Genomic DNA, 23,375 nt, shown 5'->3' on the forward strand with positions numbered 1-23,375 from the left:
CTACCAATAAGGAACTCCCTTACAAAATCAGACGAAACCCTTACTCGGCATATAAAAAGAATATAGTCACCACCTAGTCATTGACATAAAACGATAAAAAAGATATCATAATAAACATAAGTTTAATATATAAACAAAAGTTTGATGAGGTGCATCAAATGGAACAAGCTCTAAATGAAAATGAACAAAAGTTATTTACTTTGATTAGAAAGAACCCATTTATTTCTCAGCAGGAATTAGCTGATGAAATGAATCTATCAAGACCTTCTGTTGCAAATTTAATTTCTGGCCTCATTAAAAAAGGCTATATCCAAGGTAAGGCATATGTGGTCAATGATACAAAACAGATAGTTAGTATCGGTGGGGCAAACGTAGACCGGAAGTTTTATGTGCAAGGGAATCTAAAACAAGGCACCTCCAATCCAATAAAATCAACGCAAAGCGTTGGGGGAGTTGCTAGAAACGTAGCGGAGAACCTTGGGCGATTAGGTATCAATATTTCGATGATTACGGCTAATGGCATGGATGCGGAATGGAGCCAAATTGAAGGAGCTTCTTCTCCTTATATGAACCTTGCCCAATCGATTCCGTTGGCTAATGAAACAACGGGATCTTATACGGCAGTAATTGATCAGAATGGTGAACTTGTGTTGGCTTTTGCTGATATGGCTATCTATGATTCCATTACACCGGAAATTTTGCAACCAAGACTATCCAAATTTGCCCAGGCGAAGTGCCTAGTAGCAGATTTAAATCTACCAGCAGAAACGATATCATTTATTCAACAGTTTGCATTAGCCAATAATATTCCGTTGGTTTTAATTACGGTATCAGCACCAAAGATGGAACGTCTACCTAAAGACTTACAAGGGTTAACCTGGTTAATTACCAACCGTGATGAAACCGAGACCTTCTTTAATGTGAACATAACCGATGAAGCGGATTGGGAAGCATCCGTCCAACGATGGTTAGATTTAGGTATTGAGAATGTAGTAGTCACGAATGGGAAAAAAGGTGCTTTGATAGGGAATAACAGAGAAGGAATTCAACATATTCCCGCATTGGAAGTAACTGAAGTACGAGATGTCACAGGGGCTGGAGATGCCTTTTCGGCAGCAGTAATTTATGCATGGTTAGAGGGAGAAAGTCTAGCCAACATTGCTAAAGCAGGTGCAATCAACTCAGCCAAGACGATTCAAACGAACTACACCGTTAGACAAGATCTATCCGCACAACAACTAAGATTAGATATGGAGGAATTACAATGAAAAAATACGTAGAATTATCAACAGAAGTAAGCCAAGCAATGGAACAAGGTAAACCAGTAGTTGCCTTAGAATCAACGATCATCTCTCATGGGATGCCTTACCCACAAAATGTACAAACAGCAAGAGAAGTGGAACAAATCATTCGTGACAATGGTGCGGTACCGGCAACCATTGCTCTTATTGATGGAAAAATTAAAGTTGGTTTAACCGATGAAGAATTAGAGCAGTTTGGAAATAGTAAAGGAGTAGCAAAAGTTTCCCGCCGCGACCTTCCATACATTCTAGCAACGAAGCAGCTTGGTGCAACAACAGTAGCGGCTACAATGATTTGTGCAGCACTTGCTGATATCAAAATCTTCGTAACAGGTGGAATTGGTGGCGTACACCGTGGCGCAGAAACGACAATGGATGTTTCTGCAGACTTAGAAGAGTTAGCACAAACAGATGTAGCTGTCGTGTGTGCTGGTGCCAAATCAATTTTAGACTTAGGGTTAACAATGGAATACCTTGAAACAAAAGGAGTTCCTGTTATTGGCTATCAAACAGAAACATTACCTGCTTTCTATACAAGAAGTAGTGAATTCCCAGTAAACTTTAAAGCTGATGATGTGGATGTCTTAGCAAATACATTGAAGGCAAAATGGGATCTAAATCTACATGGTGGAGCGGTTATCGCTAATCCGATTCCTGAAGAACATGCGATGCCGGAAGAGGAAATTCATACAGCTATTGAAACTGCAGTGAAAGAAGCAGCGGAAAATGGAATTTCTGGTAAGGATACAACGCCATTTTTACTTGGGAAAATTAAAGAAATTACTGGTGGAAAAAGCTTGGATTCCAATATCGCACTTGTAAAAAATAATGCCGTGCTTGGAGCGAAATTAGCAGTAGAGTTAAATGAGTTAAATTAATTTACTTAAAAGATCAACTATTACGTAGTTGGTCTTTTTTATGTAAAATATTGGTTTATGAGCTCATAAATAAAACAAGTTAGCAAATAATAGATGCGTATATAGTTATTTTAAGAACAAAGGAGAATGATAATGGTAAAGTTAGCAGTCATCTATTATAGTTCCACTGGAATAAATTATCAACTGGCAAAATGGGCTGAGGAAGGTGGAAAAGAAGCGGGTGCTGAAGTGCGAGTAGTAAAAGTACCTGAGCTAGCACCCGAAGCGGCAATTGAATCCAATCCTGGATGGAAAGCACATGTAGAGGAAACAAAGGATGTACCAGAAGCAAAAAGCGATGATATTGAATGGGCAGATGCGATCATCTTTAGTACGCCAACACGTTTTGGAAACGTAGCATCACAAATGAAACAGTTCTTGGATACACAAGGTGGGCTTTGGGCATCTGGTAAAACGGTTAATAAGGTAGTAAGCGCAATGACCTCTGCACAAAATCCACATGGTGGCCAAGAGGCTACTGTCCTGGCATTATATACATCTATGATGCATTGGGGTGCAATTATTGTACCTCCTGGTTATACAGATCCATTATTATTTGCAGCAGGTGGAAACCCATACGGAACGAGCGTATCGCAAGGACAAGACGGAAAAATGGTCGAAGATGTACAAGCTGCAGTAAAGCATCAAGCAAAACGAACAGTAGAAATAGCGAAAAAAGTAGCAGGAAGCTAACATTTATGATTACATTACGGCATTGGGAGCTTAAACTTAATGCCGTATTTTAATGCCATCATCTATCCCTGAAAAAACAATAGATTCTACTACTCTTTAAATGATGACAGAACTCCAAGTTAGCCTTAAAATAACTATGGAGGAGGAAGAATCAGAGATGAATCAATTCAGACAAACTTGCGCTAGAATTTCGCAACACTCTTTATTTATCAATGTCATTATCACATTAATCATTATTAATGCTATTTTAATAGGGATAGAGACATATACGTCGGTTGATAGTAAATACTATCAATGGCTAATTTTGGGGGACAGGCTATTACTATGGATCTTTACCATTGAAATTCTTATTCGTTTATTTGGTAGTAAATCATTAAAGGATTTCGCCAAGGATCCTTGGAATATGTTCGATTTTATCATTGTAGCTGCTGGTCATATTCTAGTCGGTAGTCATTACGTGACAGTACTACGTGTCGTGAGAGTACTACGGGTATTAAGAGCGGTGTCCATTATTCCATCACTAAGAAAAATGGTTAATGCACTAATTAAAACTATTCCATCGATGGGGACGATCTTGTTACTTCTAGGTATATTCTTTTATATTTATGCCGTTATTGGTACGATGTTATTTAGTACTATTGCGCCAGAGTATTTCGGACAATTACATGATTCGCTATTAACTCTGTTCCAAGTGATTACATTAGAATCTTGGGCAAGTGGTGTAATGGGACCTATATTAGCAGAAGACCCAACGTCCTGGTGGTACTTTGTGACTTTCATCGTGATAGGTGCTTTTGTTATTATTAATCTATTTGTCGGTGTTATTGTAAATAATGTAGAAGAAGCATCAAGAGAAGAAACACCTTCACCGACTGATATCAAACTTGCGGAAGTTCAACAAGAATTAGCTGAAATTAAACAACTATTAAAAAGTAAATACTAACAAGAAAATCCCCTCTATGTGTTCTTACCTAAGAGGGGATTTGTCCTAGAATTGGAGGGAGTACCATGAGCAAGTCGCTTACAATTAAAAAACCAAAATTACCACCCGAATTACCAATAAAGGATTTTGAGCAATTAGAAGATGGTTATTATGATAATGTTACATACAAAAATTGTGTGATATCAAGTGATGGAATAGATCGGTTTCGATTTGATCAAGTAATATTTGACCATGTTACTTTTGAAGGAGATTTTTCATCAGTCGATATAACCGACTGTTTCTTTGACCATTGTGATTTGTCGAATGTTGAGTTGTCCAAATCCAGCATTCATCGGGCTGAATTCAAGCAATCGAAATTAACTGGAGTCAGTATGGCTGAATCGACTTTAGAAAATGTACTTTTTGACAACTGTCAGTTAAACTTTAGTGCATTTGGTTACTCCAAACTGAAGCAAGTAAGATTCACAGAGTGTGCTATGAAAAGTAGTGACTTTTATGAATGTAAGTTTGAAAAGGTGGATATTCAACAGTCTGATATTAATGAAACTAATTTTTCCAATACGAAGCTTGTAGGTGTTGATTTATCAACTTGCAGATTTGAAGAATTGCAAGTTTCCCTCGAAAGTATGCGAGGCTGCACGGTGTCTACAGAACAGGCATTAGGATTTGCTAGGTTAATGGGGCTTGAGATTAAAGATATCTAAGGGGGAGGCATCATAGAATGAATAAATTAAAACTAATCTTATATGTAAGTGCAGTCCTGTTAATTGCTATTCCGACACTAATAGTTTTTATTTCTGATGCCAGTTTCAGCTCAACCACGAGTAACACAATAATTACTATATCAATTGTTTTCATAGTACTTGGCAAGGTCATCAATATAGTAGAGAAGAAAAAAGAGAATAATAGAATTGCTATAGATATAGGAGTCATTGTGGGATTAGCAATTGTGATATTACTAAGGTGGCTTTAAGGATGTTCGAAAAATGGAAAAAGAAAGATACAGGTGTAAAATGTTCAACCTGTATCTTTCTATAATTATCATTAACAAGACTTCCTACCAGTTGTTTACGCCATCATATCTGCAACAATCTCAAATGATCTCAATCGGTCTTCTTGATGGAAAATTTGAGAACCAATAATTAATTCATCTGCCTTTGTTTCTTCAATAAAGCTTTCAATGCCTTTCCGCACAGTTTCTGGACTTCCTACGATGGTAGTCTTAGGATCTAATGTTTCCCTAACAGCTGCTAGTTCTGCAGGAGAATATAATTCATCTAGATTATCGACAGGAGGCTGGAGCTTACCAGGGTTTCCTCTACGCAATTTTAGGAACTGCTGCTGCTGAGAGGTTGCAATGAATTGGGCTTTTTCATCGGTGTCAGCAGCAATAACATTGATTCCTAGCATAACGTAAGGCTTATCCAGTTGCTCAGACGGCTTGAAGTTGTCTCGATATAATTTTAGTGCTTGGAAAAGATACGCTGGTGCAAAGTGGCTCGCAAAGGAGAAAGGTAATCCTTTATGGGCAGCTAATTGGGCACTAAAACCACTTGAGCCGAGTAACCAAATCGGAACTTTCGCACCTAACCCAGGAACGGCCTTCACTCGTGAAAAGGGTTCATCTGAGAAGTAATCCTGCAATTCATTCACCTGCATCGGAAAATCCTCGACACTCATATTTAACGTTCTTCGTAACGCATAAGCTGTTGCCTGATCACTTCCAGGAGCTCTTCCTAAACCAAGATCAATTCTTCCGGGATACATCGCATCTAGTGTGCCAAACTGCTCCGCAATAACTAATGTTGCATGGTTTGGTAACATGACCCCACCTGCACCAACCCGCATATGGTTCGTTGCTCCAGCGATATGACCGATAACAACAGATGTAGCAGAGCTTGCGATTCCCTCCATGTTATGGTGTTCCGCTAGCCAATATCGGTTAAATCCCCATTTTTCTACATGTTGTGCTAGCTCTACACTATTCTTAAAGGACTGACTAGCATTACTTCCTTCTGTAATGGGAGCTAGGTCAAGAACAGACAGTGGTATATTTTTAAATGTTTTCGCATGATTTGAAATCAAGTCGATACACTCCTTTAAACTCTTCTTAGTAAGCAATGATAAGGATTTTACATCTTATAGTCCAATTTAACGCTTATAAGCAAATTTAATGAACGTGTTGTTAACGTTTTCATCCCTTGCTATAAAAGGAATTGTGCAACTGTAATTATCTGAATATTGTGTATTGACTGTAATTATGCTATAATTGTAGTTATCGCTTATTCTTTTGGGCTAATTATTTTCAGAAAGGAGCTAACATATGTCAGAAAGAGACTACCCTGAAAAACAGGGACTATACGCCCCAGACTTAGAGCATGAAGCTTGTGGTATTGGGATGATTGCAAATATAAACGGAAAACAGTCACATGCTATCGTTCAGAATGCGATTAATATGCTTTGTAATTTGGAGCACCGAGGTGGGCAATCTGCCGATACAAGTACGGGTGATGGTGCGGGAATACTCACCCAAATTCCAGATCGGTTTTTTCAGAAACAATGTGCCAAAGAAGGGATAACCCTGCCTAAGGCAAATGACTATGCCATTGGGATGTTCTTCCTTCCAAATGACCTCGAAACGAGAATAACTTGTAAAAACATTATTGAATCTATTGTAGAGGAAGAAGGGCAAACTTTTCTAGGATGGCGCCCCGTTCCGCTGAACGATTCCTTTATTGGAGAAGTAGCTCTAGAAAGTAAACCTACCATTAGACAAGGGTTCATTGAAAAGTCGCCACAGATTACGGACAAGAAAGAGTTTGAAAGAAAACTATACATCATCCGCAAACGAATAGAGAAAGTAATGAACCAACATACCGCCTATCATGACACCTACATATGTAGCCTATCGTCACAAACAATCATCTACAAAGGAATGCTAATCCCAGAACAATTAGACTCCTTCTACATTGATTTAAACCACCCTGAATTTAAATCGGCACTCGCATTAGTGCATTCGAGGTTTAGTACGAACACTTTTCCAAGCTGGAAACGAGCACACCCTAATCGATACACCATTCATAACGGTGAATTTAATACGATACGCGGAAATGTCAATTGGATGATGGCACGTGAAGGATTATGTGCATCCGAATATTTTCCGGAGCAAGACTTGCAAAGGATACGACCGATAGTGGATGCAGATGGTAGCGACTCATCTATCTTTGATAATGCATTTGAATTTTTGCATCTATCGGGGTACTCCTTAGCTCATACAGCAATGATGATGATTCCAGAGCCATGGGCGAATGCACCAACTATGGCTGGAGAGAAGAAGGATTTTTATGAATATCATAGTACATTTATGGAGCCGTGGGATGGACCGAGTGCAGTTGTGTTTACAGATGGAGCCCAAATCGGTGCATGTTTAGACCGAAATGGGCTGCGGCCGGCACGATACTACGTAACTAAGGATGGCATGATTGTCCTGGGGTCTGAAGTTGGTTCTTTGGATATTTTTGCAGACGATATCTTATACAAAAGCCGTCTTGAACCTGGAAAAATGTTGCTGATTGACTTGGAGAAAGGAATCATCATTCCAGATGAAACAATCAAGCTTCAAGTAGCAACACAACAACCGTATAAAGAATGGCTTATGGAGTTAAAGGATATTGATGATATACCTGATCCAAAAGAACAGATGGCTCCCTTGAGAGAAATGAACTTATTAAAAAACCAAGTTGCCTTTGGTTATACCCGAGAGGAAATAGATAAGATTATCAAGCCTCTTGTAGCGGAGGGGAAAGATCCAATTGGTTCCATGGGATATGATGCACCGTTAGCTATATTATCCAAAAAACCAAGATTATTATTTGATTACTTTAAACAGTTATTCGCCCAGGTTACCAACCCTCCAATTGATGCAATTCGAGAAAAAATGATTACGATGACCACTACTAGTATTGGACCAGAAGGAAACATGGTCGTACCCAGCCCAGAGAACAGTAAGAAAATCCGATTAACTACCCCACTCCTTACGAAACAGCAGTTAGAAATAATTCGCAAAAATAGAGTGCACGGTTACCAATCCACTACGATTTCAACCTTATTTGATATCGATAGTGATATAGAAAACGCATTGCAGTCGCTATTTGATGAAGTGGATCGTGAATTAGAACGTGGCGTTGAGTTTATCATCTTATCGGATCGCGGACTATCCAATTCGAAGGCCGCTATTCCTTCGCTACTCGCTGTCAGTGGGTTGCACCATCATTTAATTCGCAAGGGTATACGTACGAAGGTAAGTATTATTGTTGAATCTGGAGAACCAAGAGAAGTTCATCATTTCGCAACGTTACTTGGATATGGCGCAGAAGGCATAACACCATATCTAGCCTTTGATACGATAGAAGCTCTAGTAGAGAAGAAAGCTTTTGTGCCCATTTCAACAGAACAAGCCGTTCAAAAATATATTGGTGCTGTAACAGATGGCATTGTAAAGGTCCTATCTAAAATGGGGATAGCAACGATTCAAAGTTACCTAGGAGCGCAGATTTTTGAAGCAGTAGGAATCGCTACCACAGTAATCGCGAAATATTTTACTGGTACAGCCTCTCGTATAGGTGGAATTGGGTTAGATCTGATTCAGCAAGAGGTGTTAATGAGACATGAGAAGGCCTTTAAGCGTCATCGTGGAACAACGTTAGCCTTAGAGGACGGGGATGACTATCAGTATCGTGCAAACGGTGAGGATCACCAGTATAATCCTAAAACGATTTATACTCTTCAACATGCCGTGCGCTCTGGCGATTACCAACTATTTAAAACCTATTCGAAACTGTTAACGGATGAAAAGGAAAATCTCCAATCGTTAAGAGGGTTATTAACGTTTAAGAAACGAAAACCAATCCCGATTGATGAGGTGGAGTCTGTAGAGGATATTTGTGCACGGTTTAAAACGGGTGCGATGTCTTTCGGGGCGATAAGTAAGGAAGCACATGAATCACTAGCGATTGCCATGAACCGAATCGGTGGAAAAAGTAATTCTGGTGAAGGCGGAGAAGCCGTTGACCGTTTTCAGGTTGATCGAAATGGTGACCTGCGAAGAAGTGCAATAAAACAGGTGGCTTCTGGGAGATTTGGTGTGACTAGTAATTACTTAGTAAATGCAGATGAGATACAAATAAAAGTTGCGCAAGGTGCAAAGCCTGGCGAAGGTGGACACCTGCCTGGTAAAAAAGTATATCCATGGGTAGCAGAAGTACGTGGATCAACTCCAGGTGTGGAATTAATTTCTCCACCACCACATCATGATATTTACTCGATAGAAGATTTAGCGGAATTAATTTACAACTTAAAGAACACGAACCCTGATGCACGAATTAGTGTGAAACTCGTTTCAGCGGTTGGTGTCGGTACCATTGCAGCAGGCGTAGCAAAAGGCAGAGCAGACCACATCTTAATTAGTGGCTATGACGGTGGGACTGGAGCTGCTCCTAATACGAGCCTAAAGCATGCAGGCTTACCTTGGGAAATTGGTTTGGCTGAAACACATCAAACATTAGTATTAAACGGGTTACGTGACCGTATTGCCCTGGAAGCAGATGGCAAGATGATGACGGGGAGAGACGTGGTAATTGCGGCATTACTGGGAGCAGAGGAATTTGGTTTTTCTACTGCCCCCCTCGTCGCGTTAGGATGTGTCATGATGCGTGTTTGCCATTTGGATACGTGCCCAGTTGGTATTGCTACGCAGAACCCAGAGCTACGAAAGAAGTTCACTGGAAAGCCAGAGCATGTGGTCAATTTTATGCGATTCATTGCAATGGAAACCCGTGAACTGATGGCGAGTCTAGGTTTCCGCTCCATCACTGAAATGGTTGGTCGGACAGAAGCCTTAGAGATAACAAAAGATATTAATCACTGGAAAGCAAAGGATATTGACCTATCTGCATTATTATACCAACCGTTAAAAGGTGAAACAGCAGGAAGGTATAAACAGGTAGAACAAAATCATGGTATCGAACGAACATTAGATTATCAAGAACTGATTCCAAATTGCAAACGAGCACTTAAAGAAAAGAAGCAAGTTGAATGTACAACAGCAATCCGAAATATTCACCGAGCGACCGGAACGTTATTAGGAAGTATGATTACAAAAAAATACGGTGAAGCAGGTTTACCAGAGGATACGATTAAGCTAAACTTCAATGGCTCTGCTGGTCAAAGCTTTGGTGCCTATATTCCAAAAGGTGTAACGCTAAGGTTAATCGGTGATGCCAATGATTTTATTGGAAAAGGACTGTCAGGAGGGAGGATTATTGTCCACCCAGATCCAGTCGTTACATTTCAACCAGAAAAAAATATTATCGTTGGAAATGTTGCGTTTTACGGTGCTACCTCTGGAGAAGCATTTATACGTGGTATAGCCGGAGAGCGTTTTGCCGTAAGAAATAGCGGAGCAAATATTGTAGTAGAGGGTGTTGGTGATCACGGTTGCGAATACATGACTGGTGGAAAAGTTGTCGTTCTAGGAGCAACAGGGAAAAACTTTGCAGCAGGGATGTCAGGAGGCATTGCTTACATCTATGATGCCGATGGAAGCTTTAGAGAAAAAGCAAATCCAGAGATGGTTCACATACAAGGACTACAAGACTTATCAGAAGTCGATGAAGTGTATGAATTAATCGAAAAGCATGTCCGTCATACGAACAGTGTGTATGCAGAACGAATCTTATCGTACTGGGAAATCAACGTAAGTAAATTCATTCGTGTGATACCTAAAACATATGCAACGATTCAAGGAAGAATAAAAGAGTTAATGTTTTCTGGATTCGATAAGGATGAAGCAGAGTTATTGGCATTTCAAGAGATGCATCAGAATAACTTGAAGCAAGGTAAGGAACGTGATAACACTACTAAACTGTCTAAAGAAAAACTACCAAGCTTCTAGATAAGTCGGAAAGGAGGATCTTTATGGGGAAACATACCGGATTTATAGAGTATGAACGATTACCACAACCGGAAAGGGAAATAGAGAAACGAATAAAGGATTGGAAGGATTATACCTCTCCACCAAGCGAAAAAGATGTTCAATTGCAAGGAGCACGGTGCATGGATTGTGGCGTCCCAACCTGTCATGTAGGAATGGAAATTAATGGGGTTACAACAGGGTGCCCGCTTAATCATTTAATACCGGAATGGAATCAGCTCGTATATGAGGGGAAATGGGAGGAAGCGCTCATTCGTGCGCATGCAAAGAACAACTTTCCTGAATTTACAGGTATTGCTTGCCCGGCCCCTTGTGAAGGAGCCTGTGTTCTTGGTATCAATGAACCACCAGTTACAATTCGGTCAATTGAAAGGACCATTGTAGAAAAGGGGTTTGAAAAAGGATGGATTACACCGAATCCCCCAAAGGAAAGAACGGGTAAAAAGGTGGCAGTGATTGGATCAGGTCCAACAGGCCTAGCGGCAGCAGCGCAATTAAACCAAGCAGGCCATCTCGTGACGGTATTTGAGCGTGATGATAGAGTCGGCGGTCTATTAACCTATGGTATTCCCGAAATGAAACTACCCTATCATGTTGTGGAAAGAAGGGTAAACCTATTAGAAGAAGAAGGTATTCAATTCCTAACGAATACCGAGGTTGGTAAGGACTATTCAGTAGAGAGACTTAACGAGGAGTTCGACGCTACTATTTTAGCAACGGGATCGACGGTTCACCGCGGTATGGATGTAGAGGGGAATCACCTAGAAGGCGTTCATTTCGCAATAGATTTTCTCCACCAAAACACGAAAAGTTTATTAGATTCAGATTTAAAAGACGGCAACTACATTTCGGCTGAAGATAAGCATGTCATTGTTATTGGTGGTGGTGATACAGGTACGGATTGTTTAGCTACGGCCGTTCGACACAATTGCGAAAGCTTAACGCAATTTGATATATATGAAAAGAAGGGCGTAGAACGTGATGCTACCTCTAACCCATGGCCACAATATCCAATTATTCACCGCGTGGAATATGGTCAGAAGGAAGCTGCGCATAAATATGGAGAAGATCCAAGAGCATTTGCAGTAATGACAAAGAAATTTGTGGGAGATACGTCCGGATATATTAAGGAAGTCCATACGATTAATGTCAGAAATAAGTATGTAAACGGTAAAAAAGTGCGTGAAGAAATACCAGGCACAGAAAAAGTGTGGCCAGCCGATCTCGTACTAATAGCCATTGGCTTCCAAGGCCCAGAGCAACAACTACTCCATCAACTCCAACTAGAAACAAATCCCAACTCCACTGCCAAAGCAGCATACGGAGAATATAAAACCAACATAGACGGAGTCTTCTCAGCAGGAGACATGCGAAGAGGCCAAAGCCTCATCGTCTGGGCCATCCACGAAGGCCGAGAAGTAGCAAGAGAATGCGACAAATACCTAATGGGAGAAACAGATTTACCGTGATGTTTTGTTTTGGGAAATTTAAAGTATTTATAGTGTATATATTTAATTAGGATAAGAAGCTAGGATAACCCTCTGAGCAGCCCGTATACACGGAGACTCCTGCGGGAGGATAGGCCTAGGTAAGACCCCGGAAGAGCGATAGCTCTGAGGAGGCTTACCAGCCGCCCGCGGAAAGCGAAGTGTATACGGGCTGCGGATTAGGCAAGGAAATCGAAAAAATTAATTTGATTCAAATTCCCATATCAAGTATGATAGTAAAGTAATTCCGGTAAAACTAATACTAGTTATCTAGTTGATATAGAAATTTGGAGATGAGTATACTATGCAATTAAAATCCATCTATGGATTAACAATCGAGCAACTAACAGAATGGTTAGTTGAAAAAGGACAAAAGCGATTCCGTGCCGAACAAGTATGGGATTGGTTATACAAGAAACGTGTTCACGAGTTTTCGGATATGAAAAACGTCAACAAAGAAACCATCGAACTTCTACAAGAGAATTTCGTCATTGAAACATTAGACGAAGAAATTAAACAAGTTTCTAAAGATGGTACGGTTAAATTTCTATTTAAGTTAGCAGATGGAAATTTAATTGAGACGGTTCTCATGCGATTCAATTACGGTCTTTCCGTCTGTGTAACGACACAGGTAGGCTGTAATATTGGTTGTACCTTCTGTGCAAGTGGACTACTAAGAAAAAGTAGAGACTTAGACAGTGGAGAAATCGTAGAACAAATTATGAAGGTTCAAAAGCACTTGGATGAGCAAGGAAAAGATGAACGTGTGAGCCATATCGTTGTAATGGGTATCGGTGAACCATTTGACAACTTCACGAACCTTCTTGATTTCATCAACGTTGTAAATGATGAAAAAGGTCTGAAGATTGGCCAACGTCATATCACTGTTTCTACGAGTGGTTTGGCTCATAAAATCTATGAGTTTGCTGATACTGGATTACAGGTGAATTTAGCAATCTCGTTACATGCGCCAAATAATGAATTGCGTACGCAGATTATGAAAATAAACCGTGCTTTCCCAATTGAGAAGTTGATGAAAGCCGTTGATTATTATCTAGAAAATTCTAATCGCCGTATTACGTACGAGTATATTATGTTAAAGGATGTTAACGATCATAAAGAAGAGGCTCTACAGCTAGCTAAATTACTGCGAAGCAAACGCCACTTATCTTATGTGAATCTAATTCCTTACAACTCTGTAGAAGAACATGGTCAGTACCAACGAAGTGAAACAAGTGCTATCCAAGCATTCCACGAAGTCTTGAAGAAGAATGGAATAAATAGTGGTGTTCGCTGGGAAAACGGTGCAGACATCGATGCTGCATGTGGACAGCTAAGAAGTAAGCAAATTAAAAAACAAAAAATCGTATAAAAATGGTCCTATAAAAAGATTGGCTCTAAAAAATTAGAGTCAGTCTTTTTTTTACTGAATAAAATAACACAAAAAATACGTCTAATCATTAAAAAGGGGAAATGAATATGTCTGGATTTTATGGTGTGCTTAAAAAGAACGAATTAGAGCATAGTGAAGAAGAGATTGATGATAAAGATAATCCACTCCAACTATTTTGTCTCACGGAAAATAATCAAATTGAACCAAGATCCTTTATGGAGAGCCGTTTTCAAGTAGCTTTATATGGCGATTTATATAATGAGAGAACTTTACGAGCGACTTTAGAAAACAAGGGATACCAATTTGAAGGGGATACAGCCGAAGAAGTCCTCGCGACCCTGTTTCTAGAAAGTGGCAAGGAAGCATTTAAATTACTTCGAGGGATGTACGCATTTGTGATATGGGATGCAAAAGATGAAACTCTTTATGCAGTACGAGACCCTTTTGGGATAAAACCTTTTTATTATATGGAAACCGATGAGGAAATAATATTTTCTACAGAGAAACAAATCATAACCGAGCTTAGCCCCAATTTAACTCTTCACGAAGAAGCATTACAACATTACTTCTCCTTTCAATATGTTCCTACTCCGATGACCTTAGCCAAAGAAATTACAAGCTTAGAACCAGGTCACTTCTTCATCAAACAACTACCAAACCCTCTCCAAAAACACGCCTACTTTCAAGCGAATTTTGTACCAGTAGATGGAAATGAGCAACAAATCATCAATCGTATTCAGGAAGTGATGATTGATTCAGTCAAAGCACATATTCAAGGGGAAGCAGCAGTTGGTTCACTCTTATCAGGTGGAATTGATTCAAGCCTGATTGTTGCCTTAGCAAAAGACGTTAATCCTGCTATAAAGACCTTTTCCGTTGGGTTTGAGGAAGAGGGATATACGGAAGTTCCGATAGCACAACAAACCGCATTAGAACTGGGGGTAGAAAATATTTCTTATATTATTAAACCCCAGGAATATGTAGATATCCTACCTACCATTGTGCGTTACCTTGGTGAACCACTAGCAGATCCGTCGTGTGTGCCGTTATACTTCGCTGCCAAGCTAGCTAGTGAACATACGAAGGTTGTTCTGTCGGGTGAGGGTGCAGACGAATTGTTTGGCGGATATAACATATACAGAGAGTATCAATCGCTCAAATTCTTTCACCATCTATCACCAGCCCTATTAAATGGGCTCCATAAGCTATCGAGAGTAATTCCTATTGGCTGGGTAGGTAAAAGCTTTTTAGAACGAGGGACGACACCTCTCAACGAACGGTATATAGGTAATGCAAAGATTTTTGAGGAAAAAGAAAAGCAACTCTTTTTAAAAACCTATCATCCATCAAACCGGTATAGGAATATAACGGAGGACCTTTTCCAGCGTGTTCATGACGAGCACCCAACACATCAAATGCAATATGTTGATATCCATACGTGGTTGCCGGGAGATATTTTATTAAAAGCAGAACACATGACAAAGGCGCATGGAATAGAGTTACGAACACCATTTTTAGATAAAGAAGTTTTTGATGTTGCTAGTAAAATACCGGTAGCATATAAAATTGCAGATAAACAAACAAAGGTGATTTTACGGAAAGCTGCAATGGACTTTGTTCCTAGTGATGTAGTAAACCGAAAGAAGTTAGGCTTTCCGGTTCCAATCCGAAGTTGGCTAAAGAACGAACTATATGATTGGGCTTATGAAACAATGCAGGAAAGTGAAACAGACTGTTTATTGGATAAGGCATATTGCCTCAAATTATTAACGGACCATGCGAAAGGAAGTCGGGATAACGCAAGGAGAGTTTGGACCATTTTGATGTTTATGCTATGGCATCAGATTTTCATTGAAAATGAATAATTACCATCTTATTACAAAAACTTACCATATTAGAACAAAAGAGGAAGGTTTTTATGGAATTAGATTGGATATGGAAAGCGGTACTAATTGTACTTGCTGGAACTGTACTATTACGGTTTGCAGGAAGAAAGTCTATTTCACAAATGACCCTACCCCAGACGGTAATTATGATTGGAATCGGATCGTTATTAATTCAACCTGTTGCAGACAAAAATATTTGGGTCACAATAGGTGTTGGTGCAATCCTAGTTTTAACCTTAATTTTTATGGAGTATACCCAGATTAAGGGAGACTTTTTTGAGAAAATAATATCCGGAAGATCAAAGATATTAATCGATAATGGTACGATTAACGAAACAAATCTAAGAAAAGTAAGGCTAACAGTGGATCAACTCGAGGCAAATCTACGCCAACAAAATGTGACCAAGATAACAGATATACAGTATGCGACACTAGAACCGAATGGGCAGCTCGGATTTACACTTAAACCGGAAGCACAGCCAGTAACCAAGAAAGAATTCCAACAACTAGTGGACTTGATAAAAAGTATGTCAACTTCGAATGAACATATCATGGAATTAAATGAACAAATTAAACAAATGAAAAAGAATGTAGAACAACTAAAATTTCAGGATAATTTATTTACGGAAGCGGCTGATAACAGCCATGATAAGCAGGTTCCTAAGCATCTACAATAATCAATAGAGGAGGTTTATACCACATCCTGTGGAATAACCTCCTCTATTGATATCTTGACGACAGCGGTATATCTGCTATGCCGTTTTTGGCTGAAATTCGATTTTTACCAAGGTCTTTTGATTTAATTAACAGTTGATCCGCATACACATATGCTCTCTTTATATCTAGTGCATCATTCGTCTTATAGTAGTAGAGTCCGAATGAAGCAGTCATTGGGATTTGAATGGCTTCATTGTTGTATTCTGCAATAGCTGGGGTGTTTTTTATCCCATCTCTGATTTCCTCTACTAATGCAAAGCACTCTTCATAACTACGGTTTCTTAAGAATATCGTAAACTCTTCGCCACCACTCCGAAATAAATAATCATCTTCTCGAAGAAAACTTTGTACAGTCGCGGCAAAATGCTGAATAGCGCGGTCTCCCACTGCGTGATTATAGGAATCATTAATTAGCTTGAAAGAGTCAATATCTGATACGATGATTCCTAAAGGTTCTTTGGAGTTATTAAGCTCGTCCATTTTTTTATCCATAAAGGTTCGGTTATATAGCCCAGTTAGAAAATCAGTATACGCCATTTGTTCGTACTTATCTCGTTCCAACTTATGTTGGAGCGTTTGGTTAATGGCAATGTTCGACCGACTTACTAAGTAGTTTAATAAGAATAATCCAACGACCATTTCCCATTGTTTGCTTTCCAAGAAGACAAATAATAATCCATTAGAGAAAGCTATTTTGCCAATGTCAAGAATACTTCTGCTCTTAATAAAAGAGAGTGCCTCTTTCATTGTTTTAATTTCTCCCATTAACAGAAAGACAATCGATAAGTAGATGTGGGATAAATAGGACATGATGATTACGATTGTAATGATTAATATCCAAAAACCAAATGGTATATTTGCAAAGATTGGATTTAGTGCTTGAAATAGATAATATCCTATTGCACCATTTAGGGCAAAAGCACCAGTATTATAAAAGGTATGTAATAATTCTTCGTCGTCAGCAATTTTCGTTGCCTTACGAATGCCATAAACTGTAAACATATAGAGTGCTTCATAGAAGAATGCACCAAAGGGTCCAACGAAGAGAGCAATCCCTAAGCTATAGGGAATGGTATAGTCAATGGTTGAACTTCCTTGTTTGACAACTACCTTTAGGTGATAATATAAAGTAGAAAAGGTATAAAAAAGAAATAGTGCAATAAAGTAATCTTGTAACTCTACCTGTATGCCACCAGCACGAAATGCAACAATAACTGAAGTAATAAATAGTAGAATAATAAATACTCTATCTAAGCGCATTGACTTCCCTCCCCCCTTTACTTATATATCTATCTACCAATAACAATTGGGTATATATTCCTATACTATAATATAACATATTTTTAATTCTAATAATTAATAATTTTGCTAAAAGTTATGGATTTAATAATTTCCTGCCTACAAAAGAGAATAATGGCTTATTGAAGTAAACCTTGTACACGCGTATAATGAGGGGTATATAATAAAGAAGGATAACTATTTATTTTTAATAAACATACAAAAATATGAATAGGATAATAACACCCTAATAGGAGTATCGGATATGAAACATAAAGCAGTCATTTTAGGAAATAACTATTATATAGGACTTAGTGCCATTAGAAGCCTTGGTAAAGAAGGTGTCCACACTGTTGCAGTGGATTATTCCGAGGAAGATCGCTATGGTGCTGCTTCTAAATATTGTTCGGAAAAAATAATCGTACCACATTATAAAAACGAAACGCGGAAATTTATCGATGCATTAATTGATTATGCGAAAAAACAAGACGCAAAGCCAGTATTAATTCCTTGTCACGATACATATCTAGAGGTAATAGATACTTATTTGCATGAGATCAAGGAATATTATTTGATTCCACAAACGGAGCAAGGGTTAGCAACGAAAGTAATGAACAAGGATACGCTTCACGCTCTGGCAGTGAAACATGGCGTGCGAGTACCTGAGACAATTAGAATAAACGAGCCTAATTTCAAAGAGAAAGTAGAACGGGAGATTAAGTTTCCATGCTTAGTAAAGCCATTCGACTCCCCAACCTTTGTACGAACGTTTCGGAAAAAAATCTTTAAAGTTCATACAATGGCTGAGCTAGAGGATGCACTAGAAAAAGCGAAGGATGCGAACTTAGAGGTATTCATTCAACGTATTATCCCTGGTTTTGATGACCATATGTATACGTTTGATGCTTACTTGAACCAAGAATCCAAGGTAACGCATTGGACGACTTGCCAAAAATTACGTCAATATCCAATAAATTTTGGTGCTTCCGTATATACCATTCAAAAGTACACCCCCGAACTTTTTGAACTTGGTTCGAAGTTTTTAGAGGGAATTGGCTATAAAGGGTTTGCGGAGATTGAATTTAAGAAAGATGAAGATACAGGCGAATATTATCTGATTGAAATAAATGCTCGTATTACTAACTTTAATCATTTACTTTATAAAGTAGGGCTCAATTTCCCTTATATAACTTATCGAGAAATGATTGGTCAACCACTCGAACCAAAAGCAGTTACTGAAACGACAAATCGTGCGTTTTGGTATGGTTATGAAGATTTACTAGCGGTAAAGGATTATGTGAAAACCGGTCAACTGAAACCAGGTACCGTAGTAAAATCATTGTTTAGACCAAAGGCATATGCCATCTGGAGTTTAAGTGATCCAAAGCCTGCAGTATCATTTATGAAAGCTAGAGTAGGTAAGCTATTAGGCGGACGAAGGAAAGGATAGGAGGTAGTTAGAAATGCAATTAAGTGAATTGTTATCGGCAATCGAAGTTTCCAATGATAGGGAAGTCAAACAGGTTGAAATAAATAATATCTCCTATCATTCGCAAAAAGTTGTGGAAGGGGATCTCTTTGTCTGCGTGAAGGGGTATAAAACAGACGGTCATAAGTACCTTCCGGATGCGGTAAAACGCGGAGCTGTAGCGGCAGTGGTCGAGGATTATCAGGAGAATGTGGATATTCCCCAATACGTGGTACAGGATAGTCGTATTGCTTTAGCTAGATTAGGTGCTCGTTTTTATCAAAACCCATCATCCAAATTAAATATGATCGGGATTACAGCTACGAATGGAAAAACAACTACCTCATACATGACGAATGCTATTTTAGAAAATGAAGGACGTCGCACCGGTTTGATTGGCACAGTTATCATTAAAAATGGTGACCAATCCATCCCGGCTGAATTAACTACACCAGAATCACTAGACTTACAACGTTATTTAAATGAAATGGTTCAAAATGATGTGACGCATGTGACGATGGAAGTTTCCTCGGCAGCATTAGAATTAAACCGGGTAGAAAGCGTTGAATATGATATTGTCTCATTAAACAATATGAGTAAAGAACATATGGAGATGCACGGAACTTTCGAAAGATACTTCGAAGTAAAATCAAGCTTAATTCGAGATGCATCAGAAAATAGTTTTGCGATATTGAATCTAGATGATCGTTATTCTGCATCACTTGTAGATAAAACAAAAGCTAAAGTTATTTCCTTTGGTGTAGAGAATAAAGAGGGCTATATCCATTGTAAAAACCTCGATCTAACTTCTGGTAGAGGTAAGTTTACGGTTGAAATATTAAAGTCATTTGAGGCAAATGGAATTACGTATGAACCAAGTGAATTTGATGTGGAACTAGGAGTACCTGGTCTTCACTCTGTTTATAATGCAATGGTTGCTATTACAGCTGCCCTTATTAGTGGAGTTCGGGTGTCCACCATCCAAGAAACGTTGAAAGAGTTCACTGGTGTACCTCGACGATTTGAATTCATCTATGAAGAGGATATCAAAGTGGTTGATGATCACTTTGCTAACCCAGGAAATATTAATGTAACACTACAAACCATAGATTATATGGACTTTGAGAACTTACACCTCGTCTATGCGATTCGTGGTCAACGAGGAGCGACGATTAACCGTGAGAATGCAGAGGTTATTGTAGAATGGGCTAAAGCACTTAAAATTAACGAAGTAATAGCAACGCGTAGTGTATCCCATACTACCTCTAAAGATGAAGTAACCGATGATGAAGTGAAAGCATTTTTAGGTGTAATGGATCAAGCGAATATTAAAGTGCATTTATATGATGAATTACCAGACGCAGTTAACAATGCGTTATCCAAAGCAAATTCGGGTGATTTAGTATTGCTAGCAGGTTGCCAAGGTATGGACTATGGCGCTGGTATAGCGCTTGAAGCATTAAACAAAGAAAATGTAGAAGTAAAATAAGTGTCTGCACGCAGCTAGATACAAAGCAGGTGGAACAAATGAAACAAAAAAAACTCGGTGTATTAGGTGGAATGGGACCTGCTGCAACATCGTTATTTTTTGAGAGAGTCATTGAAAATACAAAAGCAAATAAAGACCAAGAACATATTGACATGGTTATTCTTAACCATGCCACGATTCCAGATCGGACAAGGGCTATTCTTGATGATAATAAAGAACCATTCCTAGAAGCGGTAAGAAAAGATTTTGAAATCTTTGAAGCTGCTGGAATTGATCATATCGCCATTCCTTGTAATACGTCTCACTATTTCTATGAAGAAATGCAGGCGATGACATCTATACCTATTATTCATATGATTGAAGAAACGGTTAACATGATCCGCTCTCAATTTGGACAAACTGCCAAGGTTGGTATTTTAGCAACAGATGGTACGATTAATACTGGTATATATCAGGAAGAATGTCATAAATATAATATGAAAGCTCTCATACCAAATGTGCATGACCAACATAAAGTTATGCAAACCATTTATGATTTTAAAGCCGATAAACCTGTTGACGTAAAAGCGTTTGAACAAATTATTTCTAACCTAATTGAAAAAGAAAAATGTGATTGTGTCATACTGGGATGTACGGAGCTTTCCTGTATTGAGATTTCCAATCATCTAAAGCAGTATTGTGTTGATGCAATGCAAGTATTAGTGAACGAATCCATTATTCGGTCAGGAAAAGAAATCAAGCGGGCGGCAGTCGTATCTCATTAGAGTAAGGGGGGAGATTCATGTTATCAAATAAAGAAGCATTTGATGAATTCTTACTCGAATCATTCAAGGATGGCAGAAGTAAACGTGAATTAAGATTATCAGTAGAAGAAGCAAATTATATTAAAGTAAAAATTCCAAAAGCAAAGTTTAAAAAGATACATGATAATAAAAATATTTCAATCAAAGAATGGTATGAAGTAGACACGCAACGATAAGTAAAGGATGTTTCTAAGGGGGATCCCCTTTTGAAACATCCTCTTTTTATTAAGTCGTACTAAACAAATGTGTGCTATGAACACTCAGCTTTGCACGTGGATCGAGGAATGATTTGGCGTGATTAACGGCAATCGTTGCTTCCCCAAACCCAGTAGCAATTAGCTTTGGTTTCCCTTCATAGGAACAAATATCTCCACAAGCATAGACCCCAGGAATATTCGTTTCCATCTTTCCATTAACCATAACTGCATTCTTAGTAGTTTCTAGACCCCAAGATTTAATCGGTCCTATATTCGTAATAAACCCGTAATTCACAATAACTTCATCAACAGGAATAGTTTTCTGCTGTTCTCCCTTCACCTCTTGGAGGACAACCTCACTAATCTTTCCATCCTCCCCAATGAGCTCAATTGGTTCAAATGGTGTTTTGATGGATACAGAGGAATTTTTTAATTGGGTTAGGCTATGTTCATGTGCTCGAAAAGCATCTCGGCGGTGGACAAGCGTCACGGCACTGGCAAACTCGTCTAGAGCTAGTGCCCAGTCAACAGCTGAGTCCCCACCACCACAAATTAATACCCGTTTTCCTTTAAAGTCCTCTAATCGCTTTACAAAGTAGTGAAGATTGCTCTTTTCATAGAATGATGCTTGGTCTAGCTTCAGTCTTCTCGGTTCAAAGGCTCCGGCACCTGCGGAGATAATAATGCTTCGCGAGAGATGAATGCCTTTTGAGGTTTGAATAGTAAATAAACCGTCCTCAGTCTGACTAATATCTTGAACTTGCTCGTTTAAACAGATTGTAGGTGAAAAGGTGAGTGCTTGTTTATGCAATTGAGTTATTAAATCTTTTGCTTTGACACCAGGAAATCCAGCAACATCATAAATGTATTTATCCGGATATAGTGCTGCTAACTGTCCACCTACTTCTGGCATACTATCAATGATTTTTACGGATGCTTCTCGCATTCCAGCATAGAATGCTGTGAAAAGCCCGACTGGGCCTGCACCGATAATGGTAATATCAACCATCTGATTCAACTGTATGCCTCCTTTCTTATAGTTCCAATTAGTTTTAATTCTATAATTATTATATGACGTAAAAATAACGTAAATAATATTATTGATATATAAATAATAAAAATTATATGTTAAAATGTCAATAATATTTGTAATAATGAAAAATAAAGGCATCTTCTCCTACATTATTCAAGTGTCCTTATAGATTACATGGAGTGTAAGGGGTTGTATTTACAATTGGTAGATAATACAACCAATTGTTGTAATTAGGACTATATTGATAATAATAAGTTGTCCTAGATTATTTTAGATAACGTAATTCAAACGTTTGTTTATTATTTATAGAATTAACTAAACTAAATGATTCATAGGAGTGATAGTAGTGAAATATTCTATTTCTGATTTACAACAAGTAGCAACTAGTGGATTAACTCCTCCACCATGTGATTTAACGATGCAGATAAAGGTTGAGTATGCCGAAGATGGCGTTGCGAAAGGCATTTGGAAAGTGGATGAAAAGTACATAAATGGTCTAGGTGTAGTAATGGGAGGCTTTTTATCCTCAGCAGCTGATATTTTAATGGCATATGCGATAGCTTCCAAGCTTACGGATAAACAAGGATTTGTATCGATTGATTTGGATACAACCTTTCATCGACCAGGATTGGAAGGAGAAATAGAGGTAACTGCTAGAGTTGAGAAAATGGGGAGAACGTTAGCATATGTAGTGGCCGATCTTGTTCAAAATGAGAAGAAGATTGCTACGTGTGTGTCATCGTTATTGATTAAATAGTAGTAACTAGATAGACTAAAAT

General features: G+C 38.6%; 19 protein-coding genes. 16 read left to right on the forward strand and 3 right to left on the reverse strand.

The features are described from left to right. The first annotated feature begins 149 nt into the window (after positions 1–149). From TE34_RS15690 to TE34_RS15715, 6 genes are all read left to right on the forward strand, one after another. Positions 150–1,268 carry a carbohydrate kinase gene (locus TE34_RS15690; protein WP_407944367.1) on the forward strand — a complete coding sequence of 373 codons (1,119 nt, stop codon included), beginning with the start codon at positions 150–152 and terminating at the stop codon, positions 1,266–1,268. Beyond that, entirely contained in the window at positions 1,265–2,179 is a 915-nt protein-coding gene (locus TE34_RS15695; RefSeq protein ID WP_047985760.1) for a pseudouridine-5'-phosphate glycosidase, read from the forward strand. Before TE34_RS15690 ends, TE34_RS15695 begins: the two co-directional genes overlap by 4 nt. 126 nt (positions 2,180–2,305) lie before the next feature. Then, a complete protein-coding gene (gene wrbA / locus TE34_RS15700; RefSeq protein ID WP_047985761.1) occupies positions 2,306–2,911 on the forward strand; it encodes an NAD(P)H:quinone oxidoreductase in 606 nt (201 codons plus the stop codon). 157 nt (positions 2,912–3,068) lie between these two features. Continuing rightward, positions 3,069–3,854, forward strand: a complete 786-nt coding sequence (locus TE34_RS15705) for an ion transporter (protein WP_047985762.1) — start codon at positions 3,069–3,071, stop codon at positions 3,852–3,854. A gap of 65 nt (positions 3,855–3,919) precedes the next feature. Further along, positions 3,920–4,558 carry a pentapeptide repeat-containing protein gene (locus tag TE34_RS15710; protein WP_047985763.1) on the forward strand — a complete coding sequence of 213 codons (639 nt, stop codon included), beginning with the start codon at positions 3,920–3,922 and terminating at the stop codon, positions 4,556–4,558. A 17-nt stretch (positions 4,559–4,575) separates the two neighbouring features. After that, positions 4,576–4,827 (forward strand): hypothetical protein, encoded by a 252-nt coding sequence (locus TE34_RS15715; protein ID WP_047985764.1) that lies wholly within the window; start codon positions 4,576–4,578, stop codon positions 4,825–4,827. A gap of 95 nt (positions 4,828–4,922) precedes the next feature. Here TE34_RS15715 and TE34_RS15720 read toward each other — a convergent pair whose 3' ends face one another. Further along, entirely contained in the window at positions 4,923–5,939 is a 1,017-nt protein-coding gene (locus tag TE34_RS15720; RefSeq protein WP_047985765.1) for an LLM class flavin-dependent oxidoreductase, read from the reverse strand. A 238-nt stretch (positions 5,940–6,177) separates the two neighbouring features. On the opposite strand from TE34_RS15720, the gene gltB reads away from it, so the two are divergent. The 5 genes from gltB (at position 6,178) to TE34_RS15745 (ending at position 16,288) form a co-directional block, all read left to right on the forward strand. After that, a complete protein-coding gene (gltB, locus tag TE34_RS15725) occupies positions 6,178–10,806 on the forward strand; it encodes a glutamate synthase large subunit (protein WP_047985766.1) in 4,629 nt (1,542 codons plus the stop codon). A gap of 23 nt (positions 10,807–10,829) precedes the next feature. Further along, a complete protein-coding gene (locus TE34_RS15730) occupies positions 10,830–12,314 on the forward strand; it encodes a glutamate synthase subunit beta (protein ID WP_047985767.1) in 1,485 nt (494 codons plus the stop codon). Between the two features lie 322 nt (positions 12,315–12,636). Further along, complete coding sequence (gene rlmN, locus TE34_RS15735) at positions 12,637–13,704, forward strand: 23S rRNA (adenine(2503)-C(2))-methyltransferase RlmN (protein ID WP_047985768.1); 1,068 nt, start codon at positions 12,637–12,639, stop codon at positions 13,702–13,704. Positions 13,705–13,811: 107 nt separating this feature from the next. Then, positions 13,812–15,590, forward strand: coding sequence for an asparagine synthase (glutamine-hydrolyzing) (gene asnB, locus TE34_RS15740; RefSeq protein WP_047985769.1), 1,779 nt, complete (start codon positions 13,812–13,814; stop codon positions 15,588–15,590). Positions 15,591–15,643: 53 nt separating this feature from the next. Beyond that, positions 15,644–16,288 carry a DUF421 domain-containing protein gene (locus tag TE34_RS15745; RefSeq protein WP_047985770.1) on the forward strand — a complete coding sequence of 215 codons (645 nt, stop codon included), beginning with the start codon at positions 15,644–15,646 and terminating at the stop codon, positions 16,286–16,288. Between the two features lie 43 nt (positions 16,289–16,331). Here TE34_RS15745 and TE34_RS15750 read toward each other — a convergent pair whose 3' ends face one another. Continuing rightward, positions 16,332–17,588, reverse strand: coding sequence for a GGDEF domain-containing protein (locus TE34_RS15750; RefSeq protein ID WP_047985771.1), 1,257 nt, complete (start codon positions 17,586–17,588; stop codon positions 16,332–16,334). A 283-nt stretch (positions 17,589–17,871) separates the two neighbouring features. Here TE34_RS15750 and TE34_RS15755 point away from each other — a divergent pair, with 283 nt between their 5' ends. The 4 genes from TE34_RS15755 to TE34_RS15770 are packed head-to-tail and all read left to right on the forward strand — an operon-like array spanning position 17,872 to position 21,542. Beyond that, complete coding sequence (locus TE34_RS15755) at positions 17,872–19,056, forward strand: carboxylate--amine ligase (protein ID WP_047985772.1); 1,185 nt, start codon at positions 17,872–17,874, stop codon at positions 19,054–19,056. A gap of 13 nt (positions 19,057–19,069) precedes the next feature. After that, a complete protein-coding gene (locus TE34_RS15760; RefSeq protein ID WP_047985773.1) occupies positions 19,070–20,563 on the forward strand; it encodes a Mur ligase family protein in 1,494 nt (497 codons plus the stop codon). 38 nt (positions 20,564–20,601) lie between these two features. Next, positions 20,602–21,327, forward strand: a complete 726-nt coding sequence (cuyB, locus tag TE34_RS15765; protein ID WP_047985774.1) for a cysteate racemase — start codon at positions 20,602–20,604, stop codon at positions 21,325–21,327. Between the two features lie 17 nt (positions 21,328–21,344). Next, entirely contained in the window at positions 21,345–21,542 is a 198-nt protein-coding gene (locus TE34_RS15770; RefSeq protein ID WP_047985775.1) for a hypothetical protein, read from the forward strand. 49 nt (positions 21,543–21,591) lie between these two features. On the opposite strand, the gene TE34_RS15775 is transcribed toward TE34_RS15770, so the two are convergent. Next, entirely contained in the window at positions 21,592–22,572 is a 981-nt protein-coding gene (locus TE34_RS15775) for an NAD(P)/FAD-dependent oxidoreductase (RefSeq protein WP_047985810.1), read from the reverse strand. Between the two features lie 370 nt (positions 22,573–22,942). Between TE34_RS15775 and TE34_RS15780 the strand changes: the two genes are divergently transcribed. Then, positions 22,943–23,353, forward strand: coding sequence for a PaaI family thioesterase (locus tag TE34_RS15780; protein WP_236687174.1), 411 nt, complete (start codon positions 22,943–22,945; stop codon positions 23,351–23,353). The last annotated feature ends 22 nt before the right edge of the window (positions 23,354–23,375 follow it).

The organism is Ornithinibacillus californiensis, assembly GCF_001038485.1.
Taxonomy (GTDB): Bacteria; Bacillota; Bacilli; order Bacillales; family Amphibacillaceae; genus Ornithinibacillus; species Ornithinibacillus californiensis.